The sequence below is a fragment of the Dactylosporangium cerinum genome (assembly GCF_042653625.1).
Classification (GTDB): Bacteria; Actinomycetota; Actinomycetes; order Mycobacteriales; family Micromonosporaceae; genus Dactylosporangium; species Dactylosporangium cerinum.
Genome location: NZ_JBHSIU010000021.1, coordinates 60,659 through 77,978, shown reverse-complemented (window position 1 = coordinate 77,978; position 17,320 = coordinate 60,659). Strand labels below are relative to the sequence as shown.

The following is a 17,320-nucleotide window of genomic DNA, read 5'->3' as shown; positions in this document are numbered from 1 at the left end:
CTCATGCCAGGACCTCGCCGTCGCGCATGACGACCTGCCGGGGCAGGGCCGCCGCGATCGCCTGGTCGTGGGTGATGACCAGGACGGTGGTGCCGCCGGCGTGCAGCTCCCGCAGCAGCTCGACCACGCCGGCCCCGGCCACCGAGTCGAGGTTGCCGGTCGGCTCGTCGGCGAGCAGCAGCGCCGGGTCGCCGACGACGGCCCGGGCGATCGCGACCCGTTGCCGTTCCCCGCCGGACAGCTCGTTCGGCAGGTGGTCGAGCCGGTCCGCGAGCCCGACCCGCACGAGGGCCGCCTCCGCGCGGGCCCGCCGCTGCGCCAGGGACGGTCCCGCGTAGAGCAGACCGTCGGCGACGTTGTCGAGGGCGCTCTGGCCCTGCGCGAGGTGGAACTGCTGGAAGACGAACCCGATCCGCTGGGCCCGCAACGCGGACAGCTGCCGGTCGGTGAGCGCCGCGACGTCGTGCCCGTCGATGCGCACGGTGCCCGCCGACGGCCGGTCGAGCGTGCCGATCAGGTGCAGCATGGTCGACTTGCCGGAGCCTGACGGGCCCACGATCGCGACCATCTCCCCCGATTCGATCCTGAGCGACACGTCCCGGACCGCGGTGACCCCGCCGGGGTAGGACTTGCTGACCCCTTCCAGCGCGACCACCTCGGCCGGCCCGGCCTCCACCGGACCGTCCGTCAGATCGATCATGGCCGTCATGACGGCACCTCCGCTTCGCTCCGGCGCCGCCCTGACCGACACTGAACCCCCGATGACCGGCCCGAGACGCTCCGCTGTCCTGGCGGCACCTCCGCTTCGCTCCGGCGCCGCCCTGACTGACACTGAACCCCTGATGACCGGCCCGAGACGCTCCGCTGGCCGGTCATGACGGCACCCCGACGAGCGTGCCGTCGGTGATCCCGCTGCCGCTGACCTCGACCCGGCCGGCGGCGAACATGCCGAGCTCGACGGCGACGACCCGGCTGGTGCCGCCCTCGACGACCTGCAGCCCGTAGCCGCCCTCGCTGAGCGCGAGCAGCGCCGACACCGGCACGGTGAGCACGTTCTCCTTCCGGGAGGCGGTGAACCCGACCTCGACGGTGATCTGGTCCAGGTCGATGAACGCCGACCCCTCGTCGGGCGTGACGGTGACCTCGAGATTCGTCTCGGCCGGGTTGTTGCCCTCGGCCGGCGTGATGACCGTGACCACCTTGACGACCTTGCCCGGCACGCTCTTGCCGGTGGGCAGTTTCACGGTGACCGCCGCGCCCACCGGCGCGAGGCGCTGCTCGGAGACCTCCAGGGTGACGGTGACCACCGGGCCGGTGCCGGTGCAGGTGAGCAGCGCCCCGTTGGCCTGGTCACCGACGGCGGCCTTGTGCTCGTCGACCCGGACCGGGCCGGCCGCGTAGACGACCCGGCCGAGCTCGACCACGCCGGTCTTGGTCAGCCCGAGCTTGCCCTGCCAGGCCTTGACCGCGGTCGCCGTCGACGCGGTGTACTCGTCGTCGACGGTGAACCCCTTGTAGCCGAGCGCGGCGAGGTTCTCCTCGAACTGCCGCACGTCGGCGCCCTCGATGCCCGGGGCCAGGTTCCGGTACGCCGGCAGGCCGCCGTAGAGCAGCACCACCGGCGTGTTGTCGACCCGGTACACCGATTGTCCACGCTGGACGGTGCTGCCGACGGCCGGCAGCTCGGTGACGGTGCCCTGGACCCGCCCCGACACGGTGGCCGTGGTTCCGTGGCCGAGCTCGCCGTCCTCGGTCTTCGTGTCGACCAGGGTCTGCCGGGTCACCTTCGTGGTCTTCGGCGCCGCCGCCGCCGCACCGGTGCCCGCCTCGCTGCCCCGGTCCGGCAGGCCGAGCCCGGCCGCCGCGGCGGCACCCACGGCGGCGACCACCGCCACCGTGACCACGACCCGTCCCGCTCTACCCCTCCGCCGGCGACTCGCGCTCACGCCGTCACCTCCGCTGCGCTCCGGCGCCGGCCTGAGCCAACCCTGCGCCCCTGGTTCGCGGCTCCTCCGCTGCGCTCCGGCCCGCTCATGCCGTCACCTCCGCTGCGCTCCGGCGCCGGCCTGAGCCAACCCTGCGCCCCTGGTTCGCGGCTCCTCCGCTGCGCTCCGGCCCGCTCACGCCGTCCCGCCCGTCTCGGTGTGCTGGCTCGTCGAGCCGCCCTCGTCGTCGCCCGGGCGCTTCGGCTGGAACTCCTTGCACGCCGCCTCGGCCTTCTTGAACGCCTCGCTGTTCGGGTCGAGGCCGCCGCCCTTGCTGCCGTCGATGCGGATGCCGCCGTCCTCGCTCGGGTCCGGGAACTCCGGCACGCCGTTCTCCCGCATGCACTGCGAGAACTTGCGCATCCGCTCCTGCATCTCCGGGTCGGCCTTCAGCGGCTCGCCACCGTTGGGCATGAACTGCTTGCACTGCTCGTGGGCCGCCTCGACCTTGGCCTTGTCGGTGCCCTCCGGGATCATCATCGAGATCCCGCCGCCCTCGAACTGCGGGTCCGGCATGTCGACGCCCTTGTCCCGCATGCACTGGGCGTACTTGAGCATGTTCTCCTGGTCCTTGACCGGGTCCGGCTTGCCGCCCTTGCCGGCGTTGGCGCTGGCGCTCGCGGTCGGCGTGCGGCCCGCGCTGGCCACCTCGTTGCCCCCGCTGGGCTTGCCGCACCCGGTGACGGTGGGACCGAGGACGAGCAGCAGGCCGAGCACCACGGCTGTCCTGACGCGCATCATGGTGTGTTCCTCCTGGCGGGCCGGGCATTCGCCGGCCACTTCGCCGAAGTCAAGCCGGGAGCGCGTCACCCGGCCGTAACCGGAAACGTTGACGCCGCGGTGACATCACCACGAGTCACCATGGGGGTATGCGGATTCTAGTGGTGGAGGACGAGCCGTTGCTCGCCGAGACGGTCGCGCAGGGGCTGCGGCGCGACGCGCACGCGGTCGACGTCGTCCACGACGGCGGCGCCGCCCTGGAACACCTCGACGTCAACGACTACGACGTGGTCGTCCTCGACCGGGACCTGCCGGTGGTGCACGGCGACGACGTGTGCCGGTCCCTGGCCGCCCGCGACTCGACCGCCAGGGTGCTGATGCTGACCGCCGCCGCCGACATCGACGACCGGGTCGCGGGCCTCGCCCTCGGCGCCGACGACTACCTGCCGAAGCCGTTCGCGTTCCGCGAGCTGTCGGCGCGGGTGGCGGCGCTCGGCCGGCGGGCGCGGGCGGCGACCCCGCCGGTCCTCGAACGCGCCGGCATCCGCCTCGACCCGCACCGCCGGGAGGTCTTCCGGGACGGCCGGTACGTGCCGCTGTCCCGCAAGGAGTTCGCCGTCCTCACCGAACTGCTGCGGGCCGACGGCGCCGCGGTCTCCGCCGAGCAGCTGCTGGAGAAGGCATGGGACGAGCACGCCGACCCGTTCACCCACACGGTGCGCATGACGATCCTCAAGCTGCGGCGCAAGCTCGGCGACCCGCAGGTCGTGCTGACCGAACCCGGCGTCGGCTACCGGGTGGTCTGAGCATGAACAGACTGACGATCCGGGCCCGGCTCACGCTCGTCTACGGCGGGCTGTTCCTGCTGGCCGGCCTGCTGCTGCTCGGCGTCTGCTACGTGCTGGTGTACCAGCGGCTCAACGGCAACACGCTCATCGCCGGGACCACCGCGCCGCCCGGCATGGAGCCGCCGCCGGACGGTGCGGTCTTCGTCAAACAGCTCAGGGAGAACGTCACCACCGACACCCGGCAGGTGCTGCTCACCCAGGGTGGGATCGCGCTCGGCGTCATCGCGCTCGCCGCGACCGCGTTCGGCTGGCTGATCGCCGGGCGGCTGCTCCAGCCGCTGCACCAGGTCACCGCGACCGCCCGCCGGATCGCCGACGCCCCGGACCGCGGGCTGCACGAACGGATCGCCCTGGCCGGCCCGCACGACGAGGTGAAGGAGCTCGCCGACACGTTCGACGTCATGCTGGCCCGGCTCGACCAGGCGTTCGACGGGCAGCGGCGGTTCATCGCCAACGCCTCCCACGAGCTGCGGACCCCGCTGACGCTGAACCGGACGCTGCTGGAGGTCGCGATCGACCCCGAGGAGGCCACGCCGGAGCTGCGGCAGCTGGGCCGGACCCTGCTCGCCGTCAACGCCCGGCACGAGCAGCTCATCGACGGGCTGCTGCTGCTCGCCCGGTCGGAGCGGCAGGTGACGGACCGCTCGTTCGTGGACCTGGCCGACATCGTCGAGCACGTCACGGCCCAGCTGCCGCCGGGGAAGGCGGCCGTGGACTGCGCGCCGCAGGAGGCGCCGACGACGGGCAACGCGGTCCTGCTCGAACGGCTCGTGCACAACCTGGTCGAGAACGGGGTCCGGCACAACCTGCCCGACGGCGGCTGGGTCCACGTCAGCTGCGGCACCCGCCCCGACGGCACCGTCGGGGTGACGGTGAGCAACACCGGTCCGGTCGTGCCGCGCTACGAGGTGCCGCGGCTGTTCGAGCCGTTCCGGCGGTTCGGGGCCGAACGGGTGGCGGCCGGCGTCCCCGGTGCCGGGCTCGGCCTGTCGATCGTGCGGGCCGTCGCCCGCGCCCACGGCGGGCACGTCCACGCGGAACCCCGCGACGGCGGCGGCCTGGTCGTCACGGTGATCCTGCCCACCGCACCCCCGCATCACGGCGGATTCCCGACATAAGCGCTTGCCGCCGTCCGGCAGACTCGGAGCATGCCAGCGCTGACCGATCCACCGGCCGACACGGCCGCGCTCATCGAACTCATGGCGTCCGGCGCCCGGGTCAGGTTCCTGCACTTCTGGAAACACGACACCGAGCCCGGCGGGCCGGTCGGGCGGGGCAGCCTGAGCCAGTGGGCGCCGATCGGGTTCGCCGTCGACGGGGTGCGGTTCGCGACGGCCGAGCACTACATGATGTGGTCGAAGGCCGAACTGTTCGGCGACACCGCCACCGCGGCCAAGATCCTCGCGGCCGGGCACCCCGGCGAGGTGAAGGCCCTCGGCCGTGAGGTCCGTGGGTTCGACGAGACCATCTGGAAGCGGGAACGCTTCGGCATCGTCGTGGCCGGCAGCGAGGCGAAGTTCGGCCAGCGCGACGACCTGCGCGAGTTCCTCGTCGGCACCGGCGACCGGATCCTGGTCGAGGCGAGCCCCCTGGACCGCATCTGGGGCATCGGCCTGAGCGCGCAGGACGCGTCCGCCGACGAGCCGGCCCTCTGGCGCGGCCTGAACCTGCTCGGGTTCGCCCTCATGCGGGCCCGCACGACCCTGGCGTCGGCATGACGTCGCTGGAGAAGCAGCGGCAGGAGCGCCCGGAACCCCTGCCGGGCTGGCTCGCGTGGCCGGTCCGGGTGGTCGCCGTCGCCGTGGTCGTGCCGGTCAAACTCCTGTGGGAGCTGCTGGTCGCGTTCTGGCGGTACGTCCTGGAGCCGATCCCGCGGCTGCTCTACCGGTACATTCTGCGCCCGATCGGCATCGCGATCGACTACGTCATCCTGCGGCCGCTCATGTGGGTGCTGCGCTACCTGATCTGGGTGCCGCTGGTCTGGGTGCTGCGCAACCTCGTGGTCACGCCGCTCGCGTGGCTCGTCGAGCACGTGATCGCCCCGGTGCTGCAGGCGCTGTGGGACGCGACCGTCTGGCTGGCGAAGCGCACCCGCGTGTTCTGGATCGCCCTCGGCAAGGGCATCCTCTACGTCCTCTGGGCCCTGGCGCAGGCGATCCGGTGGACGGCGATCGCGGTGTACCGCTATGTCCTGCGACCCATCGGCCTCGCCGTCGCGTGGCTGGTCGAGACCGGGTACCGCTACGGCGTGCGTCCCCTCGGTCTCGCCGTCGCCTGGCTCGCGGTCGCAATCTGGCGGTACGTCCTGCGACCCATCGGCCTCGCCGTCGCGTTCGTGGTCGGCGTCATCGGCTACTACGGCCTGCGGCCGGCGGGGCTGCTCATCGCCTGGTTCTGGCGGCACGTCCTGGTGCCGATCGGGCACGCGATCGCCTGGGCCTGGAACCACTCCGTGGTCCTGCTGTGGCGGTACCTCGTCGTGGCGCCCGTCCGGTGGACCTGGCAGTCGGTCGTCGCGCCGACCGGCCGGTGGATCCGGGACTCGGTGCTCCGGCCGGTCGGGCACACCGTCGGCCGCGTCCTGGCCACCCTCGGCCTGCGCTGAGGGTGACCGGGCCACGGCCACCCTCAGCTTCCCGCAGTTCCTGCGCTTCCCGCGCTTCCCGCGTCAGGCCACCGGCGCGAGTTCCGGCTGTGAGGCCTCGGGCTTCACGTGCGGCAGGAGGCGGTCCAGCCAGCCCGGCAGCCACCAGTTCGCCCGGCCGAGCAGCGACATCGTCGCCGGGACGAGGACCAGCCGGACCAGGGTCGCGTCGATCAGCACCGCCGCCGCCATGCCGACACCGGTCATCTTGACGGTGACGTCGGGGTCGAGAGCGAAGCCGACGAACACCGCGACCATGATGGCCGCCGCGCCGCTGATGACCCGGCCGGTCGCGGACAGGCCGCGGACCACGCTGCCCTGCGCGTCGCCGGTCAGCAGCCAGTCCTCGCGGACCCGCGACAGCAGGAACACCTCGTAGTCCATCGACAGTCCGAACAGGACGGTGAAGAGCAGGATCGGCACCCAGCTCGACACCGGCACGGCGTGCGGCAGGCCGACCGCCCGCGCGCCCGCGTCGGTCTGGAAGACGGCGGTCATCACGCCGTACGCGGCGGCGACGGACAGCAGGTTCATCACGGCGGCCTTGACCGCCACGACCGGCGCCCGGAACAACACGGTGAGCAGCAGCAGCGACAGCGCGACGACGAACGCGACGACCACCCACAGCCGGTCCGCGAGCCGGTCGGAGATGTCGGCGAAGACCGCGACGAGCCCGGTCACGAGCGCGCCGTCGGGCAGGACGTCGGCGCGGAGGTGGTCCAGCAGGGCGGTGGTCCGCTCGTCCTGCGGGCCCGTCGCCGGTTCGACGATGATGACGGCGGCGTCGCCGGTACGCGCGGCCGGCGCGACGAGCGCCACCCCGGGCTGGGCGCGCAGCGCGGCGACGAGACCGTCGACGTCGGGCACCTTGACCGTGTCGACGGCGATGACGAGCGGCCCGTTGGCGCCGGCACCGAACTCGGCGGACGTCAGGTCGTACGCGAGCCGGGTGGTGTTCGACGTCGGCTGGCTGCCGGCGTCCTGCGGCCAGGTCCGCATGCCCAGGACCGGCGCCGACAGCGCGGCGAGGACCAGCAGCGAGCCGAGGGCCGCCACGACCGGCCGCCGCCCGACGAGCGCCGCCCACCGCGCCGTCCACCCGGGCCGCGCGACCGCGGTCACCGCCGCGGCGGTGCCCTTGCGGACCGCGCGGGGCAGGACGCGCCGGCCGGCCAGCCCGCACAGCGCCGGCACCAGGGTGACGGCGGCGACCATGACCGCGCCGACCGCGGCGAACGTCGCGTAGCCGAACGACGAGTACACCGGCAGCGTCGACAGCTTCAACCCGAACAGCGACACGAGCACGGTCAGCCCGGCGACGATGACGGACGAGCCCGCGGTCGCGTTGGCCGCCGCGGCCGCCTCGCGCGGCGCCAGCCCGGCCCGCAGTCCTTCGACGTGCCGGGCGACGAGCAGCAGCGCGTAGTCGATGCCGACGCCGAGCCCGACCATGGTGGCGATCGTCGGGGCGGTGCCGCTGATGTCGGTGACGGTCTCGAGCAGGGCGATGACGGCGGTCGCGACGCCGAGCCCGGCGATCGCGACGATCAGCGGCAGCCCGGCCGCGACGACGGACCCGAGCGCGAACACCAGGATCAGCAGCGCCGCGACGATGCCGACCGCCTCGGCGGTGCCGGACGGCGCGGAGATGTTCTCGGCGACCTGACCGCCGAACTCGACCTGCAGGCCCTCGCGGACGAGCGGCTCGGCCGCGGCCCGCAGGGCGTCCATGCCGGCGGTGCCCTCGAAGTCGGTGACCGGGATCGTGTACCGCACCGCGATCAGCGCCGTGTCACCGTCGGCCGACATGCGCGGCTGCGACACGTCACCGGCGCTCGGCATCGCGGCCAGCCGCCCCCGCAGCCCCTCCAGGGTCGCCGGGTCCACGGCACCCTTGCCGTGCACGACGACGCGGGCGTCGGCGCCGGACATCGCGGGCAGGTGCGCGCGCAGGAACTCGGTGCCGGCCTGCGACTCGGTGCCGGGCACGTTGTAGTCGTCGTGCGGGGTGCCACCGAAGCCGGCCGACAGTGTGGTGAACGCGACGAGCACGATCAGCCAGGCGCCGATCGTGCGCCACGGGTGGGCGGCGGCCGCTCCTCCGAGCCGGCCGAGCAAGCGGGACATGTGCGCCTCCAGGTCAGATGTATGCAGCCACACCATCCCCGGCGGCACTTTCAGCCGACTTGGAACCCACTAATCAGAATCCGGTCATCCGGACCGCCTCGACCGCGCTCCAGCCGGCGAGGGCGACCGCGAGCAGGGTGACCGTCGCCGCCGCGTACCAGCCCCATTGCGGCCGGTGGGCGCCGCGGCGCAGAAGCGCGACGCTCAGCGCGGCGGCGAGCGCGACCTCGGCGGCCGTCTCGGCCACCCACGGCGCGATCTGCGTCAGGTATCGCGGGTCGTAGCCGCTCACCTGGATGAGGCGCAGCGCGGCCTGCCCGGCGAGCAGCGCGCCCGCGGCACCGGCGGCGACCGCCGCGACGCGTGGCCGGGACCGGCGGACCGCGTGGCCGAGCAGGCCGAGGACCACCCCGCCGGCAGCGGACGCGGCGAGCCAGAACACGGTCGCCGTCGCGATCGACCGCAGCGCCATCGCGTCGGCGGAGCTGCCGTCCTCCAGGACGCCGCCCTGCCAGCGGTCGCCGTCGACGACGATCACGCCGTAGTAGACCAGGGTGGCGACGGCGAGCACGGTGACCGCGGCGCCGGCCGCGGCCCGCCGGCCCCCGACGCCGGTCCGCTCGTTCGCCGCGGCGAAGGCGAGGACCAGCGCGGCGGCGCCCCAGGCGAGGCCGCTGCTGGACACCAGCACCATCACGACGGCGAGCAGGCCGTGGCAGCGGTCGGCGGCGAAGGCGAGGACCCCGAGCACCAGGCCGGCCAGCGCCGCGCGTCCGTACACGAAAGGTGACTGTAGTGAACGACTTCCGGCGCTAGGACAGGCGGCGAGGGACGGCTGCACTGGAACGCATGGGAGCTTTCATCCGCAAGGCCGCGCCGGTGGCCGGGCTGCTGGTCCTGGCGCCGTTCGTCGGGGAATTCCTGCTGGGCAACCTGTCGGTGCGGATCCTGCCCGCGCTGCTGTTCCTGGTGCCGATGTACGGCGGGGGCGCGCTGCTCATCCGGGAGGTGGTGCGGCGCACCGGCTTCGGCTGGCCCGCGATCCTGCTGCTCGGCGCCGCGTACGGGGTGATCGAGGCGGGCCTGGCGGACCAGTCGCTGTTCAACCCGGCGTTCGAGGGCCACGACTTCCAGGCGGTGACCCCGATCCCGGCGCTGGGGATCAGCGCGGAGAACTCGCTGTCGTTCGTGGCCGGGCACGCCGTGTGGAGCATCGGCGTGCCGATCGCGCTGGTCGAACACCTGACGCCGGCGCGGCGTACCACTGCCTGGCTCGGGCCCATCGGTCTGGCGGTGACGGCACTGGCGTACACCTGGGGGCTCTGGATCGTCTTCCGGGAGTTGCAGGACAGCGAGGGTTTCCTGGCCACCCCGGCGCAGCTGACCGGCGCGGCGGTGGTCGCGGCGCTGCTGGTGGCGGCCGCGTTCCTGACCCGCCGCCCCGGTGCCGCGCGGTCGGCGGCCGGGTGGGTGCCGCGGCCGTGGCTGGTCGCGGCCGGCGGGTTCGTGGTGTCCAGTGTGTTCGTGGCACGGCCGGGGAGCTGGGCCGGGTTCTGGTTCGGGGTGGCGCTGCTGCCGCTCGCGGCGGCCGCCGTGGCCGCGCTCGCCCGCCGTCCACAGTGGACGCAACGGCAGCAGGTCGCCTTGTGCGGTGGGGTGCTGATGACGTACGCGTGGCTCGGGTTCGTGCTGACCGGGCTGATGGAGCCCGGCGATCCGGTGCGGTGGTGGGGCAACGCGGGGTTCGCCGCGGTCGCGGTCGCGCTCCTGGTGTGGTGCCGGCGGGTGGGTCAGCGCCCGGCTGCGGCTTCGACGGCCGCGGCTTCGGCGTCTGCCACCCAGTGAGCGGCGCCCCAGGCGGCGGCCACCGTGCGGGCGAGCTCGAAGTGCTCCACCGCCCGGTCCCGGTCGCCCAGCAGCGCGTAGAGGCGGCCCAGGATGTACGCGACCGGCTGCATCGCGATCGAGGTGCTGCTCATCCCGGCGATCTGGCCACGGACCGGCAGCAGCGCGTCGATGACGGCCGGCGCGAGGTCGGCCCGGCCGACGGCCACCACGGCGAGTCCCCGCACGGCCAGGAACGCCGACTGCAGGTAGTCGGGGAGCAGCGGGTGGACGCCGACCGGGACCGTCCGCGCCTCGTCGGGCCGCCGCGCCGACACCAGGGCGAGGGCGAGGGCGTCGTCGGCGAGCGGGCCGAGGGCCGCCTGGATGGCCCGGGTCTGCGGCAGGAGCTCGCCGAAACGGTCCTGGCTGATCAGCAGGCTCGCGCTGGCCAGGAAGTGGAACCCGTCCGCGTGCAGCGAACCCTGGCGGCGCATGACGACGAGGGCCTCGTCGTAGAGCCGCTGCGCCTCGGCGTACTCGCCGGCGACGTGCGCGAGGGTCGCGCGGCCGCAGAGGTTGATCGCCTGGGGCTCGGGCAACTGGTACGCGGTGGCCAGCAACCCCTGCCGCGCGGTGCGGGTCCGGACCTCGGTGGCGTCGTTGCGCACGGCGGCGCAGTTGGTGAGCATCTGCTCGGCGACCCACTCGTAGGCGACCATGCCGTGCGTACGGGCGAGATCGCGCAGTTGCACAGCGACCGCGGCGCGCGCGTCGGCCTCCAGGTCGAAGCGCATCGTCCTGGCCCTGGCGACCAGTCCGAGCGCCCGCACGGCCGGGTCCGGCACGGTCCGGGACAGCTCGTAGGCCTCGATGCCCGCCGCCGGGCCGCGCGGGTCGTCCTCGCCGTCGAGCTCGTTGGTGAGCGCGTCGAGCAGCCGCACCCTGGTCCCGGCGTCGAGGTGCGGCATGCGCAGAAGTCTTGTGAGCAGGTCGACGACCCGGTGGTCGATCACCCCGTACGTGCGGATCTGCCACGGGGTCGGCACGTTCCAGGCGGTGAACGCGGCGACGAGCAGCTCCTCCCGCCCGGCGGCGACGGCGACGTCCAGGGCCCGGTCGCGGGTGACCCGCGCCGTCGCCGTCGCACCCGCCCTCGCCTGCGCCCGCAGCAGCCGGCCGAGCAGCTCGACGCGCAGCTGGTCCCGGTCCCCGGACACCGTCTCCGCCGTCTGCACGGCACCGGTGAGCAGCTCGATCGCGGCGTCGTACGCGTATCGCCGCTCCGCCAGCTCGGCCGCCCGCACCGCGTAGTCGACGGCGAGCGCGGCCGTGTCCGACGACGCGGCCCGCGCGTAGTGGTGCGCGAGGGCCGGGAGGTCGTCGGGGCGCAGGCGGCGCGTGCACGCGGCGACCCTGGCGTGCATCCGGGTGCGGCGCAGCTGCGACAGGTCCGTGTACATCGTGTCGCGCACCAGGCCGTGCACGAACCTGACCCGCCCGGGCGCCGGCTCCGTCAGCAGCCCCGCGATCAGCCCCGCCTCCAGCGCGTCGAGGACGGCTCCCTCGTCGGTGTCGGCGGCCTCGACGAGGGTCTCCACGTCGGCCTCCCGGCCCACCACCGCGGCGAGCCGCAGCACCGCGACGGCCGGCTGGGGCAGCCGGGACAACCGGCGGCGGAGCACGTCACGGACCCCTTCCGGCACTTCCGACGTCGCCACCAGCGCCCCCTCCGACGCCAGGAGCTGCGCGGACTCGCGCAGGTAGAACGGGTTGCCGCCGGTGCGCTCGGCGAGCGCCGCGACCGTGGCGGCGTCGACGTCGGCCCGGGCGAACGCGCCGACGAGCCGCTGCACATCCTCGTTGGCGAGCCCCTCGAGGTGGACCCTCACCGGCGACCGGCGGGCGAGCGCGGCCAGGGTCTCGGCGAGCCGCTCCGGGTTGTCCGCGGGCCGGTACGCGGCGACGAGCAGCACCGGCGCGTCGGCAAGCTCCGCGGCGCTGGCGAGCAGCAGCAGCGTCTCGGCGTCGGCGGCGTGCAGGTCGTCGAGGACGATCGCGACGGGCCGGGTGCCGGCGGCCCGGCGCAGCCAGCCCCGCACGGCCCGATGCAGCCGGAACCGCCCGGCGGCGACGTCGGTGCCGTCGCCGGCCGCCTCGGTGTCCTCGAGCAGCGGCGCGAGGGCGGGCGCGAGGTCGCCGGGGGCCACCACGCCGGCGAGCTGGCGCAGCGCCTCGACCCATGCCCACGCCGGCGGGGCACCGTCGACCTCGGGGCACCGGCCGACGGCGACGAGCCAGCCGCCGTCGAGCAGCTCCTGCCGGAAGCGGGCAAGCACACTGGTCTTGCCGACGCCCGCCTCGCCGCTGAGCAGCACGATCCGCGGCCCGGAGGCGACGGCCTCGGCGGCGACGGCGCTGAGCGCGGCAAGCTCCTGCCGACGCCCGACGAACAGCTCGTCCGGCCGTTCCGGGTGTGCTGCCGACCTGGTCGGGCTGCGTACACTACGGAGAGCGACGGCGTCGGAGATCAATTTCGTTGGCGATGCTAGCGTCGTGGTAGGACTGTCCGCTGCCGACGGATTCGTCGGCCGTTCACTCGGTTCGGCCCTTCGTTTGCCGACCGGCTGGCCCGGGTTGTCGAGGGGCTCGCCCGCGCGCTCGTCCTGGCCTGGGCTGTCGCCTGGGTTGTCGAGGAGCGCGCCGGCGTGCCCGTCGACCGGCCTGCCTCGGTCGTCGGGCCGGTCCTGGTTGCCTGGCCGGTCCTGGTTGCCTGGCCGGTCCTGGTTGCCTGGCCGGTCCTGGTTGCCTGGCCGGTCCTGGTTGCCTGGCCGGTCCTGGTTGCCTGGCCGGTCCTGGTTGCCTGGCCGGTCCTGATCGTCTGGTCGGCGCCGGTCGTCGAGGAGTTCGGCGCCGCGCCCGGCGTCTGGCCCGCCCCGGTCGTCGAGTGGCCCGCCCGCGTGTCCGTGGACGCCGGCCGGTCGTCGCAGATCGTCGGGGAAAACCTCGCCCCCGGCCGGCTGGCGCCGACCATCGAGCTCAGCCGGCTGACGCCCGTCGTCGAAGCCCGCCCGCTGACGCTGGCCGTCGTGACCCACCAGCCGACGCGAGTCGTGACCCACTGGTCGGCGCGAATCGTGGCCCACCGGCTGACGCGGGTCGTCGAGATCCGCTGGCTGACGCAGGCTGTCGAAGCCCACCGACCGGCGCGGGTCGTCGAGATCCGCTGGCTGACGCAGGCTGTCGTGGCCCACCGGCTGACGCGGGTCGTTGAGATCCGCTGGCTGGCGCAAGGTGTTGACGAGTTCGCCTCCGGCGGGCCGGCGCAGGCGATCGAGGATCTCGACCCGCTGCCCGAAGATCGCGGCCTCCAGCTCGACCAGCACCGGTCCCGGGTCCAGGCCCAGCTCGTCGGCGAGGATGCCGCGGGCCCGGCGCAGTGCGGCGAGCGCGTCGGCCTGCCGGCCGGTGCTCCACAGGGCGAGGGCGAGCAGCCGCCACCCCTCCTCCCGCAGCGGGGCGTGCCGGGTCAGCAGTTCGGCCTCCGGGACCGCCTCCGCGGCGCCGCCGGTGCGCAGCGCGACGTCCAGCAGCAGCTCCCGGGCGACCAGGCGGAGCTCTTCGAGCCGGGCGGCCTCCGGCTGCGCCCAGGACTCCCCGGCGAACTCGGCGTACGCGCCGCCGTGCCACAGCTCCAGGGCGGCGCGCAACAGCAGGCGCGCCCGTCCCGGCTCGGCCGTGTGGACCGCGCGGGCGTCGGCGAGCAGCGACTCGAAGCGCCACGCGTCGACGGCGTCGGGTGCGAGCCGGATCGCGTAGCCGGGTGGGGCGCTGACCAGGAGGCGGGCCGGCGCGCGGCGTTCCCGGCCGGGTTCGAGGGTGCGGCGCAGGTTGGACACGTACGCCTGCAGGGACGCGATCGCCCGCGGCGGCGCCTCGCCGCGCCACAGGTCGTCGATCATCCGGTCGACGGAGACGACCTCGCCGCCGGCGGACAGCAGCAACGCGAGCACGGCTCGCTGGCGGGGGCCGCCCAGGTCGGCCGCACCGCCATCGACGTCGACCGTGAACGGTCCGAGCACCCGCATCAGCATGACGCGCGCCATCGTAGCCGCCCACAAGCGGTCTCCAAGACCGCTACAAGACAGTCCTCGCACCTTGATGGGACCAGACCGAACTGTATGAGGAGACCGATATGACCACCACCGTCGAACGCCCGTGGGTCCAGGAGATGGTCGTCGTGCACCGCGTGTTCCGGCGCGAGTCACGGCTGATGGCCGAGCTGGTCCGCGGCGTGCGCCCCGGCGACGTCGACCGCGCCCGCGCGCTGGCCGAGATGGTCCGCGAGTACGACAAGGGCCTGCACTCACACCACACGTCCGAGGATGCCCTGCTGTGGCCGAAACTCCTCGCCCGGGTCGACCTCGACGCCGACCTGGTCCTGCGGATGGAGCAGCAGCACGAGGTCGTCGCCGAGGGCCTGCACGTGATGATGGGCCGCCTCGCCACCTGGGAGCGGGACGCCTCGGCCGCCGCCCGGGACAGCCTCGCCGAGGCGATGGACCAGCACCGCCGCGACCTGCTCGTGCATCTCGACGAGGAGGAACGCTCGGTGCTGCCGCTGATCTCGGAGCACATCACCGTCGCGGAGTGGGACGAACTCGGCGAGGTGGCCCGCTCGCACACGCCGAAGGACAAGCTGCTCTTCATGCTCGGCGCGCTGCTGGAGGAGGCCACCCCGCAGGAGTCCGCCCGGTTCCTGGCCAATCTGCCCGTGCCGGCCCGGCTGCTGTGGCACACGATCGGCCGCCGCCAGTACGCGAAGCAGATGCGCAAGGTCCGCGGCACCCTGATTCCATGACAACCCGTCAGGGAGCCTGCTGCAGATCGACTGCTTCCGACAAACAGGACAAAAATCCCTGAATCGGTACGCCAGCAGAACCCGCGCCGTTTCGACGCCGGCACCTCCGGTCCCAGCTGCTGGCGGCCGGTACCCCGGTCCTAGTTGCTGGTGTAGCCCGGGATCTCCTGGGTGCCGTCGGCGGTCTCGACGCGGTCGGTGGTGCCGTCGAAGTTGTCGTCGTGGTAGATCAGGTCGATCTTGCCGTCGTGGTCCTGGTCGTAGGCGACCTGGTCGATGAGGCCGTCGTGGTTGGTGTCCCACATCGCGATGTCGGTGACGCCGTCCTGGTTCTCGTCGGCGAGCAGGACGTCGACGGTGCCGTCGCCGTCGCTGTCGTAGCCGACGGTCTGCAGCCCGTCGGTCGACGGCGGCTGCCCGTCGGTGGCGGCGCCGGTGGAAGGATCAGCGGTCTCAGCGGCAGCGGCGGGGCTCAGCCCGGCCGACACACCGTGGCCCTCTTCGGTGCCGAACACGGCATGCGGATCGGCGAAGTCGTCCGGGTCGAACACATCCGGATCGAAGTCGAACCCGTCGGACTGCAGGCCGAAGTCAGTCATGCCTGTCACCTTTCCAGCACCGGCGAACCCGGCGCCACCCGGGACACGTGCCCCGGGGTATGAGAAAGCGCCCACTCCGGAAGCCCTGCCCGACCGGAGCGGCAGGCAAGGCGACCTGCCCACTAGGTCCGGTCTGCCGGCCCTGACCGGCTGTCCGATCGCCCGCCGTCCCCGGTGACGGCGCCGGAGGAGATGGCCGCGTCGGCGCGCCGCATCCCGTACACGAAGAACAGCACGAGACCCACGGCCATCCAGATCAGGAACCGCGCCCAGGTGATGACCGGCAGGTTGAGCATCAGGTACAGGCTGGCCAGGACGCTCAGCGCCGGCAGCCACGGCACCCACGGCACCCGGAAGGCCCGGGGCAGGTCGGGCCGGGTGCGGCGCAGGACGACCACGCCGAGCGACACGACCACGAACGCGAACAGCGTGCCGATGCTGGTCAGTTCGGACAGCTCCGACAGCGGCACGAACGCGGCGAGGACCGCGACCACGACGCCGGTGATCGTCGACATGACCCACGGTGTGCCGTACCGCGGGTGGACGCGCGCCAGCACCGGCGGCAGCAGGCCGTCGCGGGCCATCGCGAACGTGACCCGGGCCTGCCCGAGCAGCAGCACGAGGATCACGGACGTGATGCCGCACACGGCGCCGAGGGAGATGAGGTCGGCCGCCCAGCCCTGCCCGACGAGGTCGAAGGCCTTGGCGAGGGGTGCGGCGGTGTCGAGCTGGTCGAAGGGGACCATGCCGGTGACCACGAAGGCGGTCGCCATGTACAGCACACCGCAGATGACGAGCGAGCCGATGATGCCCCACGGGACGTCCCGCTGCGGGTTGCGGGTCTCCTCGGCGGTGGTGGCGACGACGTCGAAGCCGATGTAGGCGAAGAACACGATGGAGGCGGCCGCGACGATGCCGAACCAGCCGAAGTGTTGCGGCGTGATCCCGGCGAGGACCTGCAGCAGTGGCGCGTCACCGCCGCTGGCCTTCGACGACGGGGTGGCCGCGGGGATGAACGGCGTGTAGTTGGCGGCCTTGATGAAGAACAGGCCGAGGCCGATGACGAACATGACGACGGCGACCTTGACGATGACCAGCACGCCGGTGACCCGTCCGGACAGTTTCGCGCCCATCACGGCCACGACGGTCAGGGCGGCGACGATGAACGCGGCCCCGAAGTCGGGGATCGCCTTGTCGCCGGCCAGCCAGGTGGGCAGGTTGAGCAGTTCCTGCAGGTAGGCCGACCAGCCGCGGGACACCACGGCGGCGCCGAGGGCGAGCTCCAGGCACAGGTCCCAGCCGATGACCCAGGCGACGAACTGCCCGAGGGTGGCGTAGGAGAAGGTGTACGCGGATCCCGCGACCGGCACGCTGGACGCGAACTCGGCATAGCAGAGGGCGGCGAGGGCGCACACGACGCCGGCCAGGGCGAAGGACAGCACGATCGCCGGTCCCGCGTTGCGGGCGGCCTGCTGGCCGGTCAGCACGAAGATGCCCGTGCCGATGATCACACCCACGCCGAAGACCGTCAGGTGGAACGCCGACAGGTTCTTGCGCAGCCCTCTGCCCGGTTCGTCCGTGTCCCGCAGGGACTGTTCGATCGATTTGGTCCGAAAGATCGACATCGGTGCACCTCCAGGGGTTCAAACCCGACATGCCCGGAGGATCTGGGTTCTACACCCGACCGGCCGTACCTAGTACCATTAAAACCT

At 73.3% G+C, this 17,320-nt stretch carries 14 protein-coding genes; 6 read left to right on the top strand and 8 right to left on the bottom strand.

The features are described from left to right. Position 1: 1 nt before the first annotated feature. The 3 genes from ACFPIJ_RS21610 to ACFPIJ_RS21600 all read right to left on the bottom strand — a co-directional run bounded on the left by ACFPIJ_RS21610 (position 2) and on the right by ACFPIJ_RS21600 (position 2,726). Positions 2–700 (bottom strand): ABC transporter ATP-binding protein, encoded by a 699-nt coding sequence (locus tag ACFPIJ_RS21610; protein WP_380116992.1) that lies wholly within the window; start codon positions 698–700, stop codon positions 2–4. A 172-nt stretch (positions 701–872) separates the two neighbouring features. Then, positions 873–1,946 (bottom strand): peptidoglycan-binding protein, encoded by a 1,074-nt coding sequence (locus ACFPIJ_RS21605; protein WP_380116978.1) that lies wholly within the window; start codon positions 1,944–1,946, stop codon positions 873–875. A 174-nt stretch (positions 1,947–2,120) separates the two neighbouring features. After that, the gene (locus ACFPIJ_RS21600; RefSeq protein ID WP_380116977.1) at positions 2,121–2,726 is read right to left on the bottom strand and encodes a hypothetical protein; all 606 of its coding nucleotides are present in this window, start codon (positions 2,724–2,726) and stop codon (positions 2,121–2,123) included. A gap of 128 nt (positions 2,727–2,854) precedes the next feature. Here ACFPIJ_RS21600 and ACFPIJ_RS21595 point away from each other — a divergent pair, with 128 nt between their 5' ends. The 4 genes from ACFPIJ_RS21595 to ACFPIJ_RS21580 are packed head-to-tail and all read left to right on the top strand — an operon-like array spanning position 2,855 to position 6,158. After that, positions 2,855–3,511 (top strand): response regulator transcription factor, encoded by a 657-nt coding sequence (locus ACFPIJ_RS21595; RefSeq protein WP_380116976.1) that lies wholly within the window; start codon positions 2,855–2,857, stop codon positions 3,509–3,511. 2 nt (positions 3,512–3,513) lie between these two features. Continuing rightward, a complete protein-coding gene (locus tag ACFPIJ_RS21590; protein WP_380116975.1) occupies positions 3,514–4,671 on the top strand; it encodes a sensor histidine kinase in 1,158 nt (385 codons plus the stop codon). 30 nt (positions 4,672–4,701) lie between these two features. Further along, on the top strand, positions 4,702–5,271 hold the full coding sequence (locus ACFPIJ_RS21585) for an NADAR family protein (RefSeq protein WP_380116974.1): 570 nt from the start codon (positions 4,702–4,704) through the stop codon (positions 5,269–5,271). Beyond that, positions 5,268–6,158, top strand: coding sequence for a hypothetical protein (locus ACFPIJ_RS21580; protein ID WP_380116973.1), 891 nt, complete (start codon positions 5,268–5,270; stop codon positions 6,156–6,158). The genes ACFPIJ_RS21585 and ACFPIJ_RS21580 overlap by 4 nt, the downstream gene beginning before the upstream one ends. Positions 6,159–6,221: 63 nt before the next feature. On the opposite strand, the gene ACFPIJ_RS21575 is transcribed toward ACFPIJ_RS21580, so the two are convergent. Next, positions 6,222–8,324: an MMPL family transporter gene (locus ACFPIJ_RS21575; protein WP_380116972.1), complete on the bottom strand. Its 2,103-nt coding sequence runs from the start codon at positions 8,322–8,324 to the stop codon at positions 6,222–6,224. Positions 8,325–8,397: 73 nt separating this feature from the next. After that, entirely contained in the window at positions 8,398–9,105 is a 708-nt protein-coding gene (locus ACFPIJ_RS21570; RefSeq protein WP_380116971.1) for a DUF6518 family protein, read from the bottom strand. A gap of 68 nt (positions 9,106–9,173) precedes the next feature. Between ACFPIJ_RS21570 and ACFPIJ_RS21565 the strand changes: the two genes are divergently transcribed. Then, positions 9,174–10,169, top strand: coding sequence for a hypothetical protein (locus tag ACFPIJ_RS21565; protein ID WP_380116970.1), 996 nt, complete (start codon positions 9,174–9,176; stop codon positions 10,167–10,169). Here the strand turns inward: ACFPIJ_RS21565 and ACFPIJ_RS21560 are convergent. After that, positions 10,115–14,242 carry a BTAD domain-containing putative transcriptional regulator gene (locus tag ACFPIJ_RS21560; protein WP_380116969.1) on the bottom strand — a complete coding sequence of 1,376 codons (4,128 nt, stop codon included), beginning with the start codon at positions 14,240–14,242 and terminating at the stop codon, positions 10,115–10,117. The genes ACFPIJ_RS21565 and ACFPIJ_RS21560 overlap by 55 nt on opposite strands. Positions 14,243–14,343: 101 nt before the next feature. Between ACFPIJ_RS21560 and ACFPIJ_RS21555 the strand changes: the two genes are divergently transcribed. Further along, a complete protein-coding gene (locus tag ACFPIJ_RS21555) occupies positions 14,344–15,009 on the top strand; it encodes a hemerythrin domain-containing protein (protein WP_380116968.1) in 666 nt (221 codons plus the stop codon). Positions 15,010–15,149: 140 nt separating this feature from the next. On the opposite strand, the gene ACFPIJ_RS21550 is transcribed toward ACFPIJ_RS21555, so the two are convergent. Then, a complete protein-coding gene (locus tag ACFPIJ_RS21550; protein ID WP_380116967.1) occupies positions 15,150–15,608 on the bottom strand; it encodes a hypothetical protein in 459 nt (152 codons plus the stop codon). Positions 15,609–15,730: 122 nt separating this feature from the next. Beyond that, positions 15,731–17,233 (bottom strand): amino acid permease, encoded by a 1,503-nt coding sequence (locus tag ACFPIJ_RS21545; RefSeq protein WP_380116966.1) that lies wholly within the window; start codon positions 17,231–17,233, stop codon positions 15,731–15,733. Between the last annotated feature and the right edge of the window lie 87 nt (positions 17,234–17,320).

Coding starts and splice junctions, on each gene's coding strand:
- ACFPIJ_RS21610 (WP_380116992.1), bottom strand. CDS start 700: ATGATCGATCTGACGGACGGTCCGGTGGAGGCCGGGCCGGCCGAGGTG.
- ACFPIJ_RS21600 (WP_380116977.1), bottom strand. CDS start 2,726: ATGATGCGCGTCAGGACAGCCGTGGTGCTCGGCCTGCTGCTCGTCCTC.
- ACFPIJ_RS21595 (WP_380116976.1), top strand. CDS start 2,855: ATGCGGATTCTAGTGGTGGAGGACGAGCCGTTGCTCGCCGAGACGGTC.
- ACFPIJ_RS21590 (WP_380116975.1), top strand. CDS start 3,514: ATGAACAGACTGACGATCCGGGCCCGGCTCACGCTCGTCTACGGCGGG.
- ACFPIJ_RS21585 (WP_380116974.1), top strand. CDS start 4,702: ATGCCAGCGCTGACCGATCCACCGGCCGACACGGCCGCGCTCATCGAA.
- ACFPIJ_RS21580 (WP_380116973.1), top strand. CDS start 5,268: ATGACGTCGCTGGAGAAGCAGCGGCAGGAGCGCCCGGAACCCCTGCCG.
- ACFPIJ_RS21575 (WP_380116972.1), bottom strand. CDS start 8,324: ATGTCCCGCTTGCTCGGCCGGCTCGGAGGAGCGGCCGCCGCCCACCCG.
- ACFPIJ_RS21565 (WP_380116970.1), top strand. CDS start 9,174: ATGGGAGCTTTCATCCGCAAGGCCGCGCCGGTGGCCGGGCTGCTGGTC.
- ACFPIJ_RS21560 (WP_380116969.1), bottom strand. CDS start 14,242: ATGCTGATGCGGGTGCTCGGACCGTTCACGGTCGACGTCGATGGCGGT.
- ACFPIJ_RS21555 (WP_380116968.1), top strand. CDS start 14,344: ATGACCACCACCGTCGAACGCCCGTGGGTCCAGGAGATGGTCGTCGTG.
- ACFPIJ_RS21550 (WP_380116967.1), bottom strand. CDS start 15,608: ATGACTGACTTCGGCCTGCAGTCCGACGGGTTCGACTTCGATCCGGAT.
- ACFPIJ_RS21545 (WP_380116966.1), bottom strand. CDS start 17,233: ATGTCGATCTTTCGGACCAAATCGATCGAACAGTCCCTGCGGGACACG.